This is a genomic window from Nocardia sp. NPDC060255 (assembly GCF_042727395.1).
Taxonomy (GTDB): domain Bacteria; phylum Actinomycetota; class Actinomycetes; order Mycobacteriales; family Mycobacteriaceae; genus Nocardia.
The window spans coordinates 114,956-133,261 of record NZ_JBHXAU010000026.1 but is presented as its reverse complement, the minus strand read 5'-3'; the positions used below and the strand labels follow the sequence as shown (position 1 = coordinate 133,261).

Here is an 18,306-nt window from a genome sequence, read left to right as displayed (position 1 = left end):
GCCCGGTCCCATTCCGAACCCGGAAGCTAAGCCTGCCAGCGCCGATGGTACTGCACTCGACAGGGTGTGGGAGAGTAGGACACCGCCGGAACATCCTTCACGAAAGCCCCCCAGCTCACGCTGGGGGGCTTTCGTCGTTTCGCAGGCGCGCCACTACACGCGCCCTCCTTGACATTTCATCGAATAGTCGACCGATCAGTCCCCTGACCGGCATAAATCGTCCCATCCAGACGCGCTACGGCAACGAATGCTAGGTGACCATTCCAGATGGTAGGTTCTGCTCGCAGTCCAATCTTCACCAGGCTCTCAGCAGGATCGTGACGACCTCTGTCCCGGGTTCTAACCCCGCGGGGGTGTTGTTCTAGTGATCTCTCAGTCGATGGGAAGGTTCGCGATGGCAATCGAACGAACAGAAGAGCTCGGATCGACCAGCCCGACACGCAACCGCCGCCGGACAACGCGGCGCTTCGCCTATGTAGCCGCCGGATTGTTGGCTGTGTCCGCAATCGGTTATCACGTAGTCGATGCCCCGAGCTCAGCCGCGGCGACGACGATGTCCAAGTGCAATGAGGGCACGGGCTCGGTCACGCTCAAGAAGAAGGGTTCCGACATCATCGGAACCGCGAAGCTGACCGAGGACTTCAAGAACTACGCGGATAACGAGGATTGTGTGGCAGCGGGTGCGAATGGGACGTCCGGCCCGATCACCGCGACTGCGAGCAAGGACGGCAAGTCCTGCGTGCTGACGGCGAAGATCGACAAAGCCAACGGCGCAGCCAAAGAAGGCGATGAATTTTCCAGTGCCGGCGATATCAAGGTGACCGTTCCGATGGACGGTAAGCCTGCCACCGCGACGGCGGACGGCATGAACAACAACGATGAAAAGGTGACTGCCACCGCGACTATCACGGGCATCAAGATGAAGGACTGCAAGACGAGTTCGATTCCGACGGACACCTTCAGCGCGACCAAGGTCAACGCTTCGATCGAGAAGAAGTAACCGAGCTCGGTAGTCGTTCGATCAACGACGCCTGAGCTTTTCGTCGCGCTGTGCTGACAGCTGCTGGCACAGCGCGACGTTCGGAGCGTCCACAAGGGGTGGAGTGTGCTTGATATGCGCAAGGATGCCTTGGCGAAACTGGCCGTGCTGATGGCCCGATATCGGCGTCGAGTATTCGCCGGGTGGCTGCTCGCAATCGTGGTCGGCCTGCTCGGCTTGCCGCATCTATTGACGTCCGTGGTGTCGCCGCCGATCGAGGTCGCCGGGTCGGAATCACAACAGGCGGGCGAGATCCTCGGTGCCGCGCTGCCGACGTTCGGCAAGGATCCGATGATCGCCGTATTCCATTCCTCGACGCTCCGCGCCGTCGATCCGGCCTTCCAGGCCGCGATCGATGCCGGAAAGATCGCGTTGAGTGAGCAGGACGGCGTGTCCGGTGTGGTGTCGTTCCCCATCATCGACGACTACACCCGGGCGACAGCAATGCCCGAGACGATGGAGCCACTGCGCCCGCTGTTCCACGACGAGCACGCGGCGTACGTTCTGGTCGGCATTTCCGGTGACGACCGGGACCGCCAAGACCGGATACCGGCACAACAGGCAGCGATCGACCAAGCGGCACAAGCGGTTTCCGGCGGAGCCGTGCAGACCTATCTGGTCGGTGTCGCGGCCTTCGGTCAATCAGTACAGCAGGCCGAGATCGCAGATCTCATGCGCATCGAGCTGGTTGCGGTACCGGTGGCGATAGTTGTGCTGCTGGTCGGCTTGCGGTCGCCGGTGGCCGCACTGATGCCCGCGGGTATCGCTGGCGCGGCGGTGGTGACTACCCTCGGCGCATTCGCGTTGCTGACCGGGGTGTTCCCGGTCGATGGAATGTTGCTGGTCGGAGTGAATGCGGTCGGATTGGGCGTCGGCATCGATTACGCGTTGTTCGTGACGAATCGCTACCGAGAGGAACTGGCCGCAGGGGCCGCCCCGGAGGACGCAATCGCCACGGCGGCGGGCACGACCGGACGCACGGTGGTGTATTCGGGATTGATCTTGATTCTGGCGTGCCTGACCCTGTTCTTGGTGCGCTGGCACGTATTCGTGCAGGCCGCGGTCGGCATCATGGCGGTGACCGCGGTCGCGCTGGCCGCCTCGGTCTCCCTGTTGCCCGCAGCGCTGGTGTCGCTCACCCGGTGGCTCGAATGGCGGCCCCGATGGATAGCACGTCGCGCTCCACTCAGTCACCACGTGACCGAAGGTCCACCGCGGTTGGCGCGCTGGGCTGAGCATCTGATGCGGCACCCCTGGCCGTATGCCGTAGCGGTCACGGCCGGACTGCTGTTGGCGGCTGTGCCGGTGCTCGATATGCGGCTCGGCATCAACTTGGAACGCCACGCGCTGGCCGGCACGCCAGTCCGGGTCGGTCAGGAAATCGCGGACCGAGACGCGCCGGGTTTGACGGGTACGGTGTTCGTGCTGCTGCGGCGGCCGGTCGACACCGACGAGCCGGACATCGAGCCGCTCTTGGCTGCCCTGCGCGCGGATCCAGAGGTCGCCGCGGCCAGCCCGCTCGACGACGGTGTCGACCTCACCGCGGTGCTGGTCATCCCGCGACATCTACCGGACTCGCCCGCCGTGGTGCGGCTGGTGCAGCGGATCCGCACACAGATTGTGCCTGCGGCTGCTCCGCCCGGGCACCCGGCGTTGGTCGGCGGATCCAGTGCGCTGGTCACCGACCTGCTCACCGAGACATCGGGGAAACTCTGGTGGGTGATCGGCTGTGTCCTGGCGATGATGTTCGCGCTGCTGGTTCTCGTGCTGCGCAGCCTGCTCCTGCCGCTGAAGGCAATAGTGATGAGCCTGCTGGCAACCGGCGCGGCGTTCGGGCTGACCGTACTGCTGTTCCAAGGCAACGGCGGCGACGACATATCCGACCTGGCCGGACCGGGGGTGATCTGGCCGCAAGTGCCGTTGGTCGTGTTCGTCCTACTCTTCGGGTTGTCCACCGACTACGAGTTGTTCCTGGTTCGCCGAATCCAGGAGGAATACCGGGCCACCGGCGACAACCGTCGTTCGGTCGCGGTCGGCCTGCAGCGGACCGCTCGACCGATCTCGCTGGCGGCGGCGATCCTCGCCGTCGCGTTCGGCAGCCTGCTGGTCTCCAATGTCAGCGGCCTGCAGGTGTTCGGATTCGCCATCGCCGTCGCGTTGATCATCGACGCCACGCTGATCCGGCTCATCCTGGTCCCTGCCCTGATGCAGATCATGGGTCGCTGGAACTGGTGGTTTCCCGGGGGCTCGCGGTCCGCACCGCACGATCGAGGTGGTCGGCCTCCTGCTGAACAACCGACCGAGCGCACCACGGACCCTGTTCCCATCCCCTGAGCGAGGATCGAATGAGTGCTTACGCGGCGACCGGCGCGACCGGTTTCGTCTGCGCCGCACTGACTTTGGATGTGCCGGCGCACGCTTATGCACCGATCCAGTGGTACGTCGACCGCATCGGGCTCGCGAATGAGGTGCGGGCGGCCTGATCAGTCGGCCGCGGTAGCAGACACAGATATCGGCGATTCACGACAGGAGACACCATGCGATTCGCGACTCGGCTGCCCGGCGAACGTGGCCTTGCGGAGCGTGATGCGGACCAGATCGCGCTTATTCGGGGAAAGATCATGGGGGTCGGCGATCGCTGGCGGGCGCGGCATCCGTGGATCGATGGCCATCAGGACGCGATAGGTATGGCGATCTTCGTGGCCGCCATTGCTGGTGTGCTCGGCGACGCCGCGCTGTACGCGGCGGGCTTATTGCCCTGGTGGGCAACTGTATTGGTGACGGCGTTCTGGTTGTCGCTGCTGCATGAGATCGAGCATGACCTCATCCACTCGATGTACTTCCGCACGAACAAGTGGGTGCACAACTCGATGATGTTGGGTGTCTGGGTGTTTCGGCCCAGCACCATCAATCCGTGGGTTCGGCGCCGGTTGCATCTGCATCATCACGAGGTGTCGGGGACCGAGTCCGATCTGGAGGAACGCGGTATCACCAACGGGCAGCGCTGGGGTGGTCATCGCCTGCTCAGTTTGCTGGACACCGTGCTGGGATACGCCCTGCGGCCCTTTCGGATGCGTCGGCTCGTTCATGCGTATGTAGCGCAGTCGGCTCGGGATCCTGAGGACGCCCGGCGGCTGGCTGTGACGACTCCGCTCGGCTATTTCCCGCTCGCTGGATTGCACTACGGGCTCTGGTATCTCACGATCGGCCTGCATCTCTACGAACTGTTCGGCGGCCGCATCACTTACCAGGGCGCGTATCACGCGCTGGACTTCTTTGCGGTGACCCTGTTGGCGCCCAACATGATTCGCACGTTCTGTCTGCATTTCGTCAGTTCGAACATGCACTACTACGGTGACGTCGAGCCGCACAATGTGCTGCAGCAGACCCAGGTCTGGACGGCCAAGTGGTTGTGGCCGGTGCACGCGCTGTGTTTCAACTTCGGTGGCACCCATGCCATTCACCACTTCCTCGTCCGTGACCCGTTCTATCTTCGCGAGGCGATCAGAGCCGAATGTCAGGCGATCTTGCGTGCGCACGGCGTGCGATTCGACGACTTCGGCACCTTCGGCCGCGCCAATCGTTTCGGGCTCGCCGCGCCCACGGCGGGATCGGTCGAGGTATGACCGATAACGTTGCGGCAGCCCAGAATTCGACCGTAGGCACGGTCGTCGAGCTGTGGATCTGCGTCACCTGCGGAATGATCTACGACCCGGCCGAGGGTGACCCGGACGGCGGAATCGCGCCGGGCACCGCCTTCGCCGACATCCCCGACGACTGGGTGTGCCCGGTCTGCGGCGCCCGCAAGGCGGACTTCGTCCCCTACGAGGACTGACAAACACCCCGCACGCCTTCTGATTTCGAGCACCGAGAATCGCATGCGATTTCAGGTGCGGGAAATCAAGAAGAGTGCGGCGTCAGAACAGGCGGAACTCGGTGCTTTCGGTACCGCGCAGGGCGTCGTAATCGAGGACGTGGCAACGGATTCCGCGGTCCTCGGCGAGGGTGCGGGCCTGGGGCTTGATCTGCTGGGCCGCGAAGACGCCTGCCACGGGGGCGAGCAGCGGGTCGCGGTTGATGAGTTCGAGGTAGCGGGTGAGCTGTTCGACGCCGTCGATCTCGCCGCGGCGTTTGATCTCGACCGCTACGGTGGCGCCGTCGGCGTCGCGGCAGAGCAGGTCCACCGGGCCGATGGCGGTCATGTATTCGCGGCGGATGAGGGAGAAGCCGGGGCCGAGGGTGGTCACGTGTTCGGCGAGCAGCACCTGAAGGTGCGCCTCCACACCGTCTTTCACCAGGCCGGGGTCGACCCCGAGCTCGTGCGAGGAGTCGTGCTCGATGTCCTCGATGGTGATGCGGAGTTCCTCGCCCGCCTTGTTGGTGACGACCCACAGGGCCTTCGCGCCCTCGGGGAGGTCGGCGGCGCCGCGCTCTTCCAGCCAGCACGGCGGGCTCATCCAGTTCAGCGGCTTGTACGAGCCGCCGTCGGAGTGCACGAGGACGGAGCCGTCCGCTTTCACCAAGAGCAAGCGGCGGGCCATCGCGAGATGGGCGGTGAGTCGCCCCACGTAGTCGACCTGACAGCGAGCAATCACTAGGCGCACCCCAGCACTGTAGGTGACCGGGTGTGCGAGCTTGTCGTCAGCCCAACAGGATCGCGGCGGCCAGGATCGCGCTGGTGGTGAGCAGGGCCTGTTCCACCCTGGTGAATCGGCGGGTGACCGGCGTCTTGGTCCGGATCATGCCGTAGCCGACGGCCGAGCCGATGCAGAAGGCCAGCAGGTGTCCGACGTTGGTGAAGTTCTGCCCGAGCAGCACGCCGCCGATGGCGGCGACGAACCATCCTGCGGCCCAGGCGATCCGCAGCCGGTTCGGCACGACGAAGACCAGCGCGCCGATCAACGCCATCGAGCCGTAGCTGATGCCGACGTCCTCGCTCCAGCGCACGCTCGCGGGCAGCCAGTCGAATTCGACGGCCACCCAGAGCCCGCCCGCGACGAGCAGCGTCGCGCCGATATGTCCGGCGAGGAAGACGCGCACCATGTGCAGCGCGCCGAAGCGCAGCTCGGCCAGGCCGAGCAGGCAGGCCAGTAACGGCATGATCAGCCATGCGGTGCCGACGTCACCGATGACCAGCGCGCTGGAAAGCAGCGTGACGACGCGGCCCTGGAGCAGGTTGTGCAGATTGGTGCTGGCGTGCAGCACCACCTTCGACTGGGCCGAGTCGCTCAGCGCCGAGAAAATTGACGTGACGATCACGAGCGCGGCCAGATAGCCTACGGTCGCGGGCACCCTCGGTCGCCACCAGCGAGAACCGACGACCGTTGTCCGGTCGTCCGTGGTCGTGGCGACGGCCATGCGTACCTCCCTGTCTGTGCGGTGTCACTCCATGATCGAGTTCTCCGCTGCGCTCGATCAGGGTATTCCCGGTGAAGTTGCTGTGAAACTGATCGCCGGTGCGCAACGAGATCGGCATTTCGGCGGTGCCCCACTGTGCCACATCATCCGGATCTCGGCAGGACGAATGGGCTGACCAGGCACTCTGCCACGCGCACCCGCACCTTCGGCGCACCGGCCGTGCAGAAGCCCCCGCCGACCGGGTAATAGTCTGGAAGCATGCCTCGTCGGAAACCGCGCGCAGACGGTCAAACGGGCCGCTCGCGCACGGGCGGCGCTCCGCTCGGTGATGTCTTCGGCCGGACCGAGGCGGGCCCGGACGGTGACGAGACGTACGTCGTTCGCACCATCCCAGGGGCCCGTGCGGTGAAGACTTACCGCTGCCCGGGGTGCGACCACGAAATCGCACTCGGCGTGGCGCACATCGTCGCCTGGGCCGCCGACGGCGGCGAGGACGATCGCAGGCACTGGCACCGCGGTTGCTGGAATGGCCGCCGGACTCGCGGCATCACTCGCCGCTGGTCGTAGTATGTGCCGCCGAGGTAGGTCCGGAATCGGGTGTTCATCCGGAACGCCGGTCTCGCTGAGGAAGATTCTTCCGAATACTCACGTTTGCGCTGAATGTCCAGGCGGCAGTGCGTGATTCATCCGAATGATGCCTTTCGTTCCGAATGTCCTTGCCGTGGAAGGTGATCCGCCTCCGTCGTGCTGACCCGGGATGCCCTGTCGACGAGGAGATTCCTCCGATACGTGACGTTCATGCCCAATGTCCGGTTGGCGTGGACGATTCCGGGTAAGTACCGACCGTCGGGACCATCGGAAATTAGGAAGGCCGCCCCCGTGTGGGGGCGGCCTTAGGTTGAATTCGGTTGGGGTTATGCGTTAGTCGCCGCGTGGCCCGCCGTCAGTTGCTGATATCGGCGTTCTCGCGCTCCTCGTCGACGATGTCGTCTTCCTCGGCGCCAGCATCGGAGATGGCCTTGCGGCTGGAGCCGGCGACCTGCTTGGTGTTGTTGCCGATCTTGCGCTGGTCCGGAACGCCGTCCAGCAGTTCGCTTTCCCGGTTGACCGCGGCGAGCATCGCGGGCACCGAGTCGAGCTGGCCGCGGATGCCGAGCAGCTGGGCGAGCACGCGTCCACGCAGCACGCGCATCTCCTCGGCCAGTTCCTTCGCGTGCGCGATCTTGCGCTCGGAGGTCTGGGTCGCGGAGGTGATGAGGCGGTTGGCCTCGTCGGTCGCGTCCTTGATCCGCTGTGCGGCCTCGGCGCGGCTGGTGGCCTCCAGCTCCTCCATGGCGCGGGTGAGCTTGGTGCGCCGCTCCGCCATGGTGACCTCGAAGTCCTGCTGGGTCGCCTTGCGCTTGGCATCGGCTTCCTTGCCCAGGCGGTCGGCCTCGGCCTGCGCGGCTTCGATGATCTTGGCGGACTCGGTGCGCGCGTTGGCCAGGGTCTGCTCGAACTCGATCTCGAGCGCCTCGCGCTTTTCCTTGGTTTCGGCCAGCAACGACTCGTACTTGCCACGCATCTCGGTGGCCTGCTGCTCCGCGATCGACACCATCTCCGCGGCCTCGGCCTGTGCCAGGGCACGGACCTCGGAGGCCTCGTCGGAGGCCAGCCGCAGCATGCGGGAGATGCGGTCGGACATGCCTTCCGCGGTGGTGGGCGGCACCGAGAGTCGGTCGACCTCCTTGCGGAGCTCGTCGATCTCGTCACGCGCATCCTCGAGCTGGCTCGCGAGGTTACGGGCCTGTGCCGCAGCAGCATCCCGGTCGGTAGCGGTGACCCTTAGTTCGGCGTCGAAGCGGTCGAAGTAGTTGCGTACCTCGTCTTGCGCATAACCCTTGCGCACAACGGTGAAGGGCAGTGCAACGAAGCGATTGCGATCGGACTCAGGTGACGACATGGCACACAAACTACAGCCTACAGAGACCTGATGGTGACTCGACCGCGAATGTGATTCCGAAGAGTTTTACCGGCCCGATCTTGATACTAGTGCGTAACATTCGGGTTCGGCTCGACCAACTCGATCAGCACACCGCCAGCATCCTTCGGATGGATGAAATTGATGCGGGAATCCGCTGTTCCAGGCCTTGACGCCTCGTACAGCAAACGCAAGCCCCGCGCGCGCAGGTGCGCGGAGACGGCATCGATGTCGGTGACGCGGTAGGCCAGTTGTTGCAGGCCCGCCCCGTTACGGTCGATGAACTTGGCGATGGTCGACTCCGCATTGAGCGGGGCCAGCAACTGCAGGGCAGTCCCGCGGTCCGGGGCGCCGGGCAGCGACAGCATCGCCTCGTGCACGCCCTGGGCATCGTTGACCTCGCGGTGGGTCTCGATCATGCCGAGATTCTCGGCATACCAGGCAACCGCGACATCCAGGTCGGGCACGGCGACGCCGACGTGGTCGACGGCGACGACGTAGTCCGCGGGGATGAAATCGGCCGAATCCATAACGTTGCTCACAACTCGAAGGTAGCCGCTACCTGCGTACCGGCAACCTGGGCACTGCGGTTACCGTGGAGTACAGAATCCTGCGAAACAAGATAGCGAGGCTTGTCGTGACTTCATCCGTGATCGTCTCCGGTGCGCGGACCCCGGTCGGTCGCCTGCTCGGCGGCCTCAAGGACTTCAGCGGTTCCGATCTCGGCGGCTTCGCCATCAAGGCCGCGCTGGAAAAGGGCGGCGTCGCGCCCGAGCAGGTCGACTACGTGATCATGGGCCAGGTGCTCACCGCGGGCGCGGGTCAGATCCCGGCCAGGCAGGCGGCCGCGGCCGCGGGCATTCCGATGGATGTGCCCGCGCTGACGGTCAATAAGGTCTGTTTGTCCGGAATCAACGCGATCGCGTTGGCGGACCAGCTGATTCGGGCCGGCGAGTACGAGATCGTCGTCGCGGGCGGCCAGGAGTCGATGAGCCAGGCCCCGCATCTGCTGGAGAAGAGCCGCGAGGGTTTCAAGTATGGCGACGTGACGCTGCGCGACCACATGGCCTACGACGGCCTGCACGACATCTTCACCGACCAGCCGATGGGTGCGCTGACCGAACAGCGCAACGACACCGAGCCGGTCAGCCGGGAGGAGCAGGACGCGTTCGCGGCGGCCTCGCACCAGCGCGCGGCGGCGGCGTGGAAGAACGGCGTCTTCGACGACGAGGTGGTCCCGGTCTCGGTGCCGCAGCGCAAGGGTGACCCGCTGGTGGTCGCGGCCGACGAGGGCATCCGCGCGGACACCACCGCGGAGTCGCTCGCCAAGCTGCGTCCCGCGTTCCGCAAGGACGGCACGATCACCGCGGGCACCGCCTCGCAGATTTCCGATGGCGCCGCCGCGGTCGTGGTGATGAGCAAGGCCAAGGCCGAGGAGCTGGGTCTGAGCTGGCTCGCCGAGATCGGTGCCGCGGGTGTTGTCGCGGGTCCGGACTCGACGCTGCAGGACCAGCCCGCCAACGCCATCGCGAAGGCCTGTGCGCGCGAAGGTATTTCGCCTGCCGACCTGGATGTGGTGGAGATCAACGAGGCGTTCGCGGCGGTCGGTGTCGCGTCGACCCGCAAGCTGGGCATCGATCCGGCGAAGGTGAACGTCAACGGTGGTGCGATCGCGATCGGGCATCCGCTCGGCATGTCCGGTGCGCGCATCCTGCTGCACCTGGTGCTCGAGCTGAAGCGTCGCGGTGGTGGCGTCGGCGCCGCCGCGCTGTGCGGCGGTGGCGGCCAGGGTGATGCGCTGATCGTGCGCGTGTAACCGAGTTTCTTGCCACAGCCCCCGCGGATACCTTTCGCGGGGGCTGTGCTGTCTCGGGCGCGAAAGTCGGGTCCTGGTCCCGGCTTTCGCGAAGAGGACGAATCGGGCCGTCGCGAGTGGCGAGCGGTGCCCGCTCGATGTGACTCGTCCCACTACGACACGTCGTAGTGCATCCGGCACAATGGTGCGCATGGGCAATGTCTTCGACCTGAGTACTGTCGCGAAGCGCTTTCGTTTCATCGCGGTGCTCGAGGCGATCTCCTGGGTTTTCCTGATCGTCGGCATGGTGTTCAAGCGACTCCCCGAGCCGGTGCTGTGGCCGGTCAAGGTGTTCGGCATGACGCACGGCATCATCTTCGTGCTGTTCGTGATCGCCGCCATCATGGCCGCGCGTGAGCTCGGCTGGAACGCGAAGACCACCGTGCTCGCCTTGCTGTCGAGCATCCCGCCGTTCTTCACCGTGGTGTTCGAGATCTGGGCGGTCCGTTCGGGCAAGCTCGGCGAGCTGAGCAACGCGGTTTCCGCCGACTCCGGAGCCCCGGCCGCCGCGACGTCGTGACAAACTGGAAACCGTGACTCGACCTGCCGCACGCCGTCCTTCGCCAGCCGCTGTCGCCGCCATGTCCGGGGCAGTTGATCTCTCCGGTCTGAAGCAACCGCCCGCCAGCGCACCCGGTGCGGCGAGCGGTGGCGACTACGCGGTGAACGAGGCGAACTTCGAGACCAAGGTGCTACGCCGCTCGGTGCAGGTGCCGGTGGTCGTCGCGCTGTACTCGCAGCGCAGCCCGGGCAGCGTCGAGCTGGTCAAGACGCTCGAGCGGCTGGTCGGCGAGAGCGGCGGCGCCTGGGATCTGGCCACCGTCGAGGCCGAGACCAATATGCGGATCGCGCAGGCGTTCGGCGTGCAGGGCATACCGACCGTCATCGCGGTCGCGGGCGGCCAGCCGCTCGCCGATTTCCAGGGCGCCCAGCCGGAGGCCCAGGTGCGGCAGTGGCTGAGCGCGGTCATCGACGCGGTGGCGGGCAAGCTGCCCGGCGGCGAGGAGCCCGAGGAAGTGCCCGAGGATCCGCGCTTCGTCGCCGCGGAGACGGCGCTGGAGCAGGGTGACTACGCCGGTGCGGAGGCCGCCTACGAGGCGATCATCGCCGCGGAACCGGGCAACGAGGAGGCCAAGGGCGCGCTGCGTCAGCTGCGGTTCCTCGGTCGCGCGCAGGTGCTGCCGGAGTCCGCGATCGCGACCGCCGACGCCGATCCCGGCAATGTGGACGCCGCGCTGGACGCGGCCGACGTGGAGATGCTGAACCAGCAGCCGGAGGCCGCGTTCGATCGGCTCATCGGCGTGGTCAAGCGCTCGGCGGGCGACGAGCGGACCAAGGCGCGCACCCGGCTGCTCGAACTCTTCGAATTGTTCGATCAGGCCGAGCCGTTCGTGGTCGCCGCGCGGCGCAAGCTCGCCGCCGCGCTGTACTGAGCTAGCTGTTCGGGGCCAACCAGACGGCGCTGTTGGGGGCCAGGGCGATGGTGGCGGAGGCCGGGCGACCGTGCCAGCCTTCGTCAGTCGCCTTGACAGCGCCCAGGTTTCCGATGCCGGAGCCGCCGTATTCGGCGGCATCGGTGTTGAGGATCTCGGTCCACTGCCCGGCGAAGGGCAGGCCGACCCGGTACTCGCCGTGCACGGAGCCGGAGAAGTTGTAGACGCACGCGACCACAGACCCGTCCGATCCGTAGCGCAGGAACGCCAGCACGTTGTTGGCCTGGTCGTTCGCCTCGATCCACGAGTAGCCGCCCGGGGTGGTGTCCTGGCTCCACAGCGCGGGGTGGGCGCGGTAGACCGCGTTGAGGTCGCGCACCGCGGTCGTAATCCCTTGGTGCAGTGGGTTGTCCAGTTCCTGCCAGTCCAGGCCCCGGTCGTGTGACCACTCGCGGAACTGGCCGAAATCCTGGCCCATGAACAGCAACTGCTTGCCGGGGTGGCCCCACATGTAGGCCAGCAGTGCCCGCACGCCACCGGCTTTGGCGAAATCGTCGCCGGGCATCCTGGTCCACAGCGTGCCCTTGCCGTGCACCACCTCGTCGTGGCTGATCGGCAGCACGAAGTTCTCGCTCCACGCGTACATCGCCGAGAAGGTGATCTCGTTGTGGTGCCAGGAGCGGTGGATCGGATCGCGCTGCAGGAAGCCGAGGGTGTCGTGCATCCAGCCCATGTTCCACTTCATGGTGAAACCGAGGCCGCCGACGTCGGTGCCGCGGGTGACGCCGGGCCAGCTGGTGGATTCCTCGGCGATGGTGACCACGCCGGGATGGTGGCGGTGCACGGTGTTGTTGAGGTCCTGCAGGAAGTCGACGGCCTCCAGGTTCTCCCGGCCGCCGTGCACGTTGGGCTCCCAACCCCCTTCGGGGCGTGAGTAATCCAGGTACAGCATGGAGGCGACGGCATCGACGCGCAGGCCGTCGATGTGGAATTCCTCGATCCAGTAGCGCGCGTTGGCCACCAGGAAGTTGCGCACCTCGTGCCGTCCGAAGTCGAAAACGTAGGTGCCCCAGTCGAGTTGCTCGCCGCGGCGCGGGTCGGCGTGCTCGTAGAGCGGGGTGCCGTCGAAGCGGGCCAGTGCCCATTCGTCGCGCGGGAAGTGCGCGGGCACCCAGTCCAGCAGTACGCCGATGCCCGCCCGGTGCAGCCGATCGACGAAGGCACGGAAGTCGTCCGGCGAGCCGAAGCGCGCGGTGGGCGCGTAGTACGAGGTGACCTGATAGCCCCAGGAACCGCCGAAGGGGTGCTCGGCGATGGGCAGCAGTTCGATGTGGGTGTAGCCGGCCGCCTGCACGTAATCGGCCAGCTGGTCGGCCAATTCGCGATAGCCGAGGCCGGGGCGCCAGGAACCGAGGTGCACCTCGTAGACGCTCATCGGTGCCTGGGTCGGATCGGTGCTTGCGCGAGTATCGAGCCACGCCTGGTCATCCCAGACATAGTGGCTCTCGGTCACCACCGACGCGGTAGCGGGCGGTAGTTCGGTCGCGAACGCCATCGGGTCGGCGTGGTCGACGGTGCGGCCGTCGGCGCCGTGCACGCGGAACTTGTACTTGGTGCCCGGCCCGACGCCGGGCACGAACACCTCCCACACGCCGGACGAGCCGAGCGCGCGCATCGGGGCGGTGGTCCCGCTCCATCCGTCGAAATCGCCGATCACGGTGACGCCGCGGGCATTCGGTGCCCACACCGCGAACGAGGTGCCGTCCACGTCGCCGTCGAGGGTGGTGTAGTGGCGCGGGTGTGCGCCGAGCACGTCCCACAGGCGCTCGTGGCGGCCCTCGCCGATCAGGTGCAGGTCCAGTTCGCCGACCGTCGGCAGGAATCGGTAGCCGTCGGCGGAGAGAATGGTCTGGCCTCCTGGATAGGTGGTGAGGATGCGGTAGTCCATCAGGTCGGGGTAGGGGAGCACGGCGGCGAAAATGCCGTGCCCCAACGACTTCAGCGGATGGTCGGTGTCGCCGACGCGGGCGCTGACCGAGTCCGCCTGTGGGCGAAGCACACTGACCTCGGTGCCGTCCGGATGTGGATGCGCGCCGAGCACGGTGTGCGGGTCACCGTGGGTGCCCGCGGCCAACAGCATCAGATCCCGGCGTCTCACAGTGTGCTCCGATAGGCGAGTTCGGTGCGCGCCTGCTGCGCGACCGGAGGCAGTGTGAGGATGTGCGCGACCGACGTCGACGGGTCCAGCCGCACGTAATTCGTTTGGGCCCAGTGGTATTCCTCGCCGCTGACCTCGTCGATCACCACCGGGTGGTCGTGCCATTCGCGGCCGATGGCGGGCAGGTCGAGCGAGACCATGCCCCACTCGGCGGCGAACGGGTTCAGGTTCACCACCACCAGCACCGCGTCGCCGCTGCTCGGATCGACCTTCGAGTAGGCGATCAGCGAGTCGTTGTCGACGTGGTGAAAGTGGATGCAGCGCAACTGCTGCAGGGCGGGGTGCGCGCGGCGGATCTCGTTGAGCCGAGTGATCCACGGCTCCAACGACTCTCCGCGCGACAGCGCCTCGGCGAACGGGCGCGGGCGCAGCTCGTACTTCTCCGAATCCAGGTATTCTTCGCTGCCCGGCCGCACCGCCTGATGCTCGAACAACTCGAAGCCGGAGTACACGCCCCAGCTGGGGCCGAGGGTCGCGGCGAGCACGGCGCGGATGGCGAACATGCCGGGGCCGCCGTGCTGCAGGCTCTCGTGCAGGATGTCGGGGGTGTTGACGAACAGGTTGGGTCTGGCCTCGTCCGCCTTGGCCGCCAGTTCCTCGCCGAACTGGGTCAGCTCCCACTTCGCCACCCGCCAGGTGAAATACGTGTAGGACTGGCTGAAGCCGCGGCGCGCCAGACCGTACAGCCGGGCGGGGCGGGTGAACGCCTCGGACAGGAACAGCACGTCCGGGTCGGTGCGGCGCACGGTGGCGATCAGCCACTCCCAGAAATCGGCGGGCTTGGTGTGCGGGTTGTCGACCCGGAAGATCTTGACGCCCAACGCGATCCAATGCCGGACTACGCGCAGCACCTCGGCGTACAGGCCGTCCGGATCGTTGTCGAAGTTGACCGGGTAGATGTCCTGGTACTTCTTCGGCGGGTTCTCGGCGAAGGCGATGGTGCCGTCGGGCAGGGTGGTGAACCACTCCGGATGGGCGGCGACCCACGGATGGTCCGGCGCGCATTGCAGCGCCAGATCGAGGGCTACCTCTAATCCGAGTTGTGCTGCGGTGTCGACGAATTCGGCGAAGTCCTCGGCCGTGCCGAGCAGCGGATGTACGGCGTCGTGCCCGCCGTCCCTCGAGCCGATCGCCCATGGCGACCCGACATCGCCCGGCTCGGCGACGAGGGTGTTGTTGCGGCCCTTGCGATTCACCGCGCCGACCGGATGGATCGGCGGCAGGTAGACCACGTCGAAACCCATGGCGGCGATGCGCGGCAATTCCTTCGCCGCGGTGGCGAAGGTGCCGTGGATCGGCTTGCCCGCCTTGTCCCGGCCACCGGTGGAGCGGGGGAAGAATTCGTACCAGGAGCCGTACAGCGCGCGTTGGCGTTCCACCAGCACGGTGTGCTGTGGGCCGCGAGTCACCATGTCGCGCAACGGTGTCGCGCGCAGGATCTCGGTGATCTCCTCGGCGAAGGCCGGTGCCACCCGAGCGGGCAACTGTTCGTCGCTGCGCAATGCGGCGGCCGCGGCGCGCAATCGCTCGAACTGCTTCTTCGGCACCGCCTGCGCGGCCCGGTCCAACAGCCTGGCCCCGATCTCGAGGTCGTTGTCCAGGTCCGCGGCGTTCTGCCCGACCGCGAGCTTCGCCTCCACCGCCGAGCGCCAGGTCGCGATCGGATCGCTCCAGCCCTCGATGCGGTAGGTCCAGGCGCCGGGCAGGTTCGGGGTGAAGGTGGCGTTGAAGACGTCCGGCTCGAGATCGGGGGTCATCCGGATCCGGATCGGGCGCGCGGAGTTGGGGCCGCGCACGGTCAGCGTCGCCGCGACAGCGTCGTGTCCCTCCCGCCACACCACGGTGCGCACCGGGAAAACCTCCCCGACGACGGCCTTGGCGGGCCGACCGCCTGCGATGGACGGGGCAGTGTCATCGATTGCGATGCGGCCGGTCACGGGACCAACCTACCGTCAGCGCCGGGGATGCACGGGATCAGCGGGGGAGAGCGTCAGCGGGCGTCGGCCGCCAGGCCGAGGCCGAGCGCGACGAGGATCGCGCCGAGCGCGCGTTCGATGCGCTGCCGGATGCCGGTCCGGCGCAGCCAGGCGCCCGCACGGTCGGCGGCGAGCACGAGGCCGACGCACCACGCGGTGTCGATCACCAACTGGATCACCGCGAGCACGATCACCGTCGGCAGCACCGGACCGCTGGACGGCAGGAACTGCGGCAGGATCGTCAGCCCGAACACCGCCGCCTTCGGATTCGCGGCGATCGACACCAGCGACGCACGGAACGCCGCGCCGGGCGTCCGCCCCGACGGCAGCATCTTCGTCATGGTGCTGCCGAACTCGTCGTCGTCGCCGCGCGCGCCACGCCACGCCTGCACGCCGAGCCAGATCAACACCAGCGCGCCGACGACACGCATCGAGGTATTCAAGACATGGTTGGCCGCGAGCAGGACGGACAGTCCCGCGCCGCCGGCGATATTCCAGGCGAGCATGCCGATCTCGCCCCCGGCGACCGCGGCCAGGCCCGCATTGCGTCCGTCGCGGACCGAACGCTGCAGGAGCAGAGCGGTCGCAGGTCCGGGGAGCGCGGCCAGGATCAACGAGGCCAGCAGGAATTGGGGGAGAACAGCGACCCAGTGCGGCATTCGTCGATGCTGGCACGCGGATCGCCGATCATGCCACCGTATTTGTGGCACCGTCTTTGGGGGCATCGACGCGGATAACGGTCCCCGAGCGCATCCCGAAAACCTCGACATGAGACTGAAAAGCAAACAGGTTCAACGGTTCTCGCGTCGCTCCGTTGTCGTGGCCGCGGTGGCAGGCGCCGCGCTGGCCGGGTTCACCGGACCGGCCACCGCCATACCCACCGATCCGGCGATCCAGTTCAGCCCGACCCTGACCCGCGTTCCCGGCGGTAACTGCGCCGCGATCATCAACGCCGAAACCGTGCCGCAACCGAATTCCGGTGAGTTCGGCGTCCGGGTGAAGGTCACCACGACCGGGCAGTTCTGCGGGGCCTACCGCATCGCGGTGCAGTGGAAGAACCTGGACACCGGCCGCACCAACGGGCAGTCGCAACGCATCGACGAGAACGGCGTCATCGACGCGCCGGGCGGCGTGATCACCGGTTTCGGCATGGCACCAGGCAAGGGCACGGTCGAGGCGCGGATCGTCACCACCTACGAGGACCACCGGGAGATGGAGTACATCCCGGGCCGGTTGACCTGGACTCTCGGCTGAGCAGGGGAGCCGCAGAGTCCCCGCCTGTTCGGCAGAAATCGGGGCTAGTAGGGATTTCGGCACAGGCCATAGAGTCGGCTCCGTGCTTGATGAGTCTTTCGAATGCCGCTGCGTCCTCGACCACGACTACGGCGACCGCGGCGAAGCGGACGGGGCGGACCTGAAGATCATCGACAATGTGCAACGGCACGGCTGGCACGTCGTCATGGTCATCGATGACGACGTCGAATTCGCGTACACAATCGGGCTGGCGCACACCTACCACGCTCCTGAACTCGCCATGTTCGGCCTCGACGTGCACGTGATGCACAGCATGCTGAACACGTTAGGAGCCAAAGCCGCCGCAGGTGCCGTGCTGGCAGACGGTCAGCGGGACGACGATGTCATCGAGGGCCGTCCGGTAGCTCTCCGCTCTGTCGACCCGGAGTGGTACCGCGCCTACTTCGGCCGAGCCATCGGCTTCTACCGAAAGACCCCGTTCCCCGTCCTCCAAGTGGCATGGCCCGACGCGGACCACCACTTCCACTGGGAAGAACAGGTTTACGAAGGAGTCCGAGATCGACAACCCCAACTTTGGCTGAAGCCGGACGAGCATCCGGCAGGCATCTGGACCGCCGACCTCTGACGGATGTGGACCGGCGGCCTGAAGTCGGGCCGAATTGTGTTGTTGATCAGACAATTCCGAGGTATCGGCTGAGCGTATCGTCGACTGCGGCCAGGTCGGTGGGGTTCAGCACTGTCACGTACTCGCTGATGTAGTCCAGGTCGATGGACCGCAGTTGATCGACAAGCAGAGTGGTTTCCTGTCCGTCTATTTCGATCACCGGCCGGAATACGGTCGGTCGCGCAGAGGTCGACATGGGGACAACCGTCACCATCGGCGAGATCAGATCCGTGCGCGACACGATGACTCCGAGCCGCCGCCCGCGCTGCTCATGTGCACGCTCGGCGTCGCCTAGATCAACACGGTAGACAGCCCCACGGAGCACCGTCACCATGCGTCGGGTTCCGCGTTCAGATCCTCATCCCGCAGCGCCCATGCGTCGGCTCGGGCTTGTGCCAGCCATTCCTCGCGATCGAGTAGTCGCAGAGCACGGCGGATGACGTCGGTGGTGCTCTCGCCCTCGCGACGGACGCTATCGATGATCTGCTGGTCTTTGGTGGTCGGGCGGAATGTAATCGTCGCCATGCGACAAGCGTAGGACGCGGGTAA

Annotated in this window: 21 protein-coding genes and 1 rRNA gene; 13 read left to right on the top strand and 9 right to left on the bottom strand. The window is 66.4% G+C overall.

Annotation, left to right across the window (positions count from 1 at the left end):
* The 6 genes from rrf to rd all read left to right on the top strand — a co-directional run.
* Positions 1 to 91: ribosomal RNA gene (gene rrf, locus ACFWF1_RS35590) — 5S ribosomal RNA — on the top strand; the annotation flags it as partial.
* Between the two features lie 303 nt (positions 92 to 394).
* Positions 395 to 1,000 (top strand): hypothetical protein, encoded by a 606-nt coding sequence (locus tag ACFWF1_RS35585; RefSeq protein ID WP_379289521.1) that lies wholly within the window; start codon positions 395 to 397, stop codon positions 998 to 1,000.
* Positions 1,001 to 1,114: 114 nt separating this feature from the next.
* Positions 1,115 to 3,373, top strand: a complete 2,259-nt coding sequence (locus ACFWF1_RS35580; protein ID WP_379289523.1) for an MMPL family transporter — start codon at positions 1,115 to 1,117, stop codon at positions 3,371 to 3,373.
* Positions 3,374 to 3,384: 11 nt separating this feature from the next.
* Positions 3,385 to 3,522 (top strand): hypothetical protein, encoded by a 138-nt coding sequence (locus ACFWF1_RS35575; RefSeq protein WP_379289525.1) that lies wholly within the window; start codon positions 3,385 to 3,387, stop codon positions 3,520 to 3,522.
* A gap of 54 nt (positions 3,523 to 3,576) precedes the next feature.
* Positions 3,577 to 4,665 (top strand): fatty acid desaturase, encoded by a 1,089-nt coding sequence (locus ACFWF1_RS35570; protein WP_379289526.1) that lies wholly within the window; start codon positions 3,577 to 3,579, stop codon positions 4,663 to 4,665.
* The gene (gene rd / locus ACFWF1_RS35565; RefSeq protein ID WP_379289528.1) at positions 4,662 to 4,874 is read left to right on the top strand and encodes a rubredoxin; all 213 of its coding nucleotides are present in this window, start codon (positions 4,662 to 4,664) and stop codon (positions 4,872 to 4,874) included. Before ACFWF1_RS35570 ends, rd begins: the two co-directional genes overlap by 4 nt.
* Positions 4,875 to 4,956: 82 nt before the next feature.
* Here the strand turns inward: rd and nucS are convergent, their stop codons facing one another.
* Both nucS and ACFWF1_RS35555 read right to left on the bottom strand, forming a co-directional pair.
* On the bottom strand, positions 4,957 to 5,643 hold the full coding sequence (gene nucS / locus ACFWF1_RS35560) for an endonuclease NucS (protein ID WP_379289530.1): 687 nt from the start codon (positions 5,641 to 5,643) through the stop codon (positions 4,957 to 4,959).
* 37 nt (positions 5,644 to 5,680) lie between these two features.
* The gene (locus ACFWF1_RS35555; RefSeq protein ID WP_379289532.1) at positions 5,681 to 6,397 is read right to left on the bottom strand and encodes a rhomboid-like protein; all 717 of its coding nucleotides are present in this window, start codon (positions 6,395 to 6,397) and stop codon (positions 5,681 to 5,683) included.
* A 31-nt stretch (positions 6,398 to 6,428) separates the two neighbouring features.
* Here ACFWF1_RS35555 and ACFWF1_RS35550 point away from each other — a divergent pair, with 31 nt between their 5' ends.
* Both ACFWF1_RS35550 and ACFWF1_RS35545 read left to right on the top strand, forming a co-directional pair.
* Entirely contained in the window at positions 6,429 to 6,572 is a 144-nt protein-coding gene (locus ACFWF1_RS35550; RefSeq protein WP_379289534.1) for a hypothetical protein, read from the top strand.
* An 83-nt stretch (positions 6,573 to 6,655) separates the two neighbouring features.
* Positions 6,656 to 6,964, top strand: coding sequence for an ATP/GTP-binding protein (locus tag ACFWF1_RS35545; RefSeq protein WP_379289536.1), 309 nt, complete (start codon positions 6,656 to 6,658; stop codon positions 6,962 to 6,964).
* 376 nt (positions 6,965 to 7,340) lie between these two features.
* Here ACFWF1_RS35545 and ACFWF1_RS35540 read toward each other — a convergent pair whose 3' ends face one another.
* Positions 7,341 to 8,339, bottom strand: coding sequence for a hypothetical protein (locus ACFWF1_RS35540; protein ID WP_379289538.1), 999 nt, complete (start codon positions 8,337 to 8,339; stop codon positions 7,341 to 7,343).
* A gap of 86 nt (positions 8,340 to 8,425) precedes the next feature.
* Positions 8,426 to 8,887 (bottom strand): methylmalonyl-CoA epimerase, encoded by a 462-nt coding sequence (gene mce / locus ACFWF1_RS35535; RefSeq protein WP_379289790.1) that lies wholly within the window; start codon positions 8,885 to 8,887, stop codon positions 8,426 to 8,428.
* 107 nt (positions 8,888 to 8,994) lie between these two features.
* On the opposite strand from mce, the gene ACFWF1_RS35530 reads away from it, so the two are divergent.
* From ACFWF1_RS35530 to ACFWF1_RS35520, 3 genes are all read left to right on the top strand, one after another.
* Positions 8,995 to 10,173 carry an acetyl-CoA C-acetyltransferase gene (locus ACFWF1_RS35530; protein WP_379289539.1) on the top strand — a complete coding sequence of 393 codons (1,179 nt, stop codon included), beginning with the start codon at positions 8,995 to 8,997 and terminating at the stop codon, positions 10,171 to 10,173.
* A 181-nt stretch (positions 10,174 to 10,354) separates the two neighbouring features.
* Entirely contained in the window at positions 10,355 to 10,732 is a 378-nt protein-coding gene (locus ACFWF1_RS35525; protein ID WP_379289541.1) for a DUF3817 domain-containing protein, read from the top strand.
* A 61-nt stretch (positions 10,733 to 10,793) separates the two neighbouring features.
* A complete protein-coding gene (locus ACFWF1_RS35520; RefSeq protein ID WP_379289543.1) occupies positions 10,794 to 11,645 on the top strand; it encodes a tetratricopeptide repeat protein in 852 nt (283 codons plus the stop codon).
* 1 nt (position 11,646) lies between these two features.
* On the opposite strand, the gene glgB is transcribed toward ACFWF1_RS35520, so the two are convergent.
* The 3 genes from glgB to ACFWF1_RS35505 are packed head-to-tail and all read right to left on the bottom strand — an operon-like array spanning position 11,647 to position 16,498.
* Positions 11,647 to 13,785, bottom strand: coding sequence for a 1,4-alpha-glucan branching protein GlgB (gene glgB, locus ACFWF1_RS35515; protein ID WP_379289791.1), 2,139 nt, complete (start codon positions 13,783 to 13,785; stop codon positions 11,647 to 11,649).
* Positions 13,786 to 13,799: 14 nt separating this feature from the next.
* Entirely contained in the window at positions 13,800 to 15,800 is a 2,001-nt protein-coding gene (locus ACFWF1_RS35510; RefSeq protein ID WP_379289544.1) for a maltotransferase domain-containing protein, read from the bottom strand.
* A 53-nt stretch (positions 15,801 to 15,853) separates the two neighbouring features.
* Positions 15,854 to 16,498, bottom strand: a complete 645-nt coding sequence (locus ACFWF1_RS35505) for a LysE family translocator (protein WP_379289546.1) — start codon at positions 16,496 to 16,498, stop codon at positions 15,854 to 15,856.
* Between the two features lie 109 nt (positions 16,499 to 16,607).
* Here ACFWF1_RS35505 and ACFWF1_RS35500 point away from each other — a divergent pair, with 109 nt between their 5' ends.
* Together ACFWF1_RS35500 and ACFWF1_RS35495 are read left to right on the top strand one after the other, a co-directional pair.
* A complete protein-coding gene (locus ACFWF1_RS35500) occupies positions 16,608 to 17,093 on the top strand; it encodes a hypothetical protein (protein ID WP_379289548.1) in 486 nt (161 codons plus the stop codon).
* A gap of 82 nt (positions 17,094 to 17,175) precedes the next feature.
* Positions 17,176 to 17,718 carry a DUF4262 domain-containing protein gene (locus ACFWF1_RS35495; RefSeq protein ID WP_379289549.1) on the top strand — a complete coding sequence of 181 codons (543 nt, stop codon included), beginning with the start codon at positions 17,176 to 17,178 and terminating at the stop codon, positions 17,716 to 17,718.
* A gap of 46 nt (positions 17,719 to 17,764) precedes the next feature.
* Here ACFWF1_RS35495 and ACFWF1_RS35490 read toward each other — a convergent pair whose 3' ends face one another.
* Together ACFWF1_RS35490 and ACFWF1_RS35485 are read right to left on the bottom strand one after the other, a co-directional pair.
* Positions 17,765 to 18,091 carry a type II toxin-antitoxin system PemK/MazF family toxin gene (locus tag ACFWF1_RS35490; RefSeq protein ID WP_379289551.1) on the bottom strand — a complete coding sequence of 109 codons (327 nt, stop codon included), beginning with the start codon at positions 18,089 to 18,091 and terminating at the stop codon, positions 17,765 to 17,767.
* On the bottom strand, positions 18,085 to 18,282 hold the full coding sequence (locus ACFWF1_RS35485) for a hypothetical protein (protein WP_379289553.1): 198 nt from the start codon (positions 18,280 to 18,282) through the stop codon (positions 18,085 to 18,087). The genes ACFWF1_RS35490 and ACFWF1_RS35485 overlap by 7 nt, the downstream gene beginning before the upstream one ends.
* Positions 18,283 to 18,306: the final 24 nt, after the last annotated feature.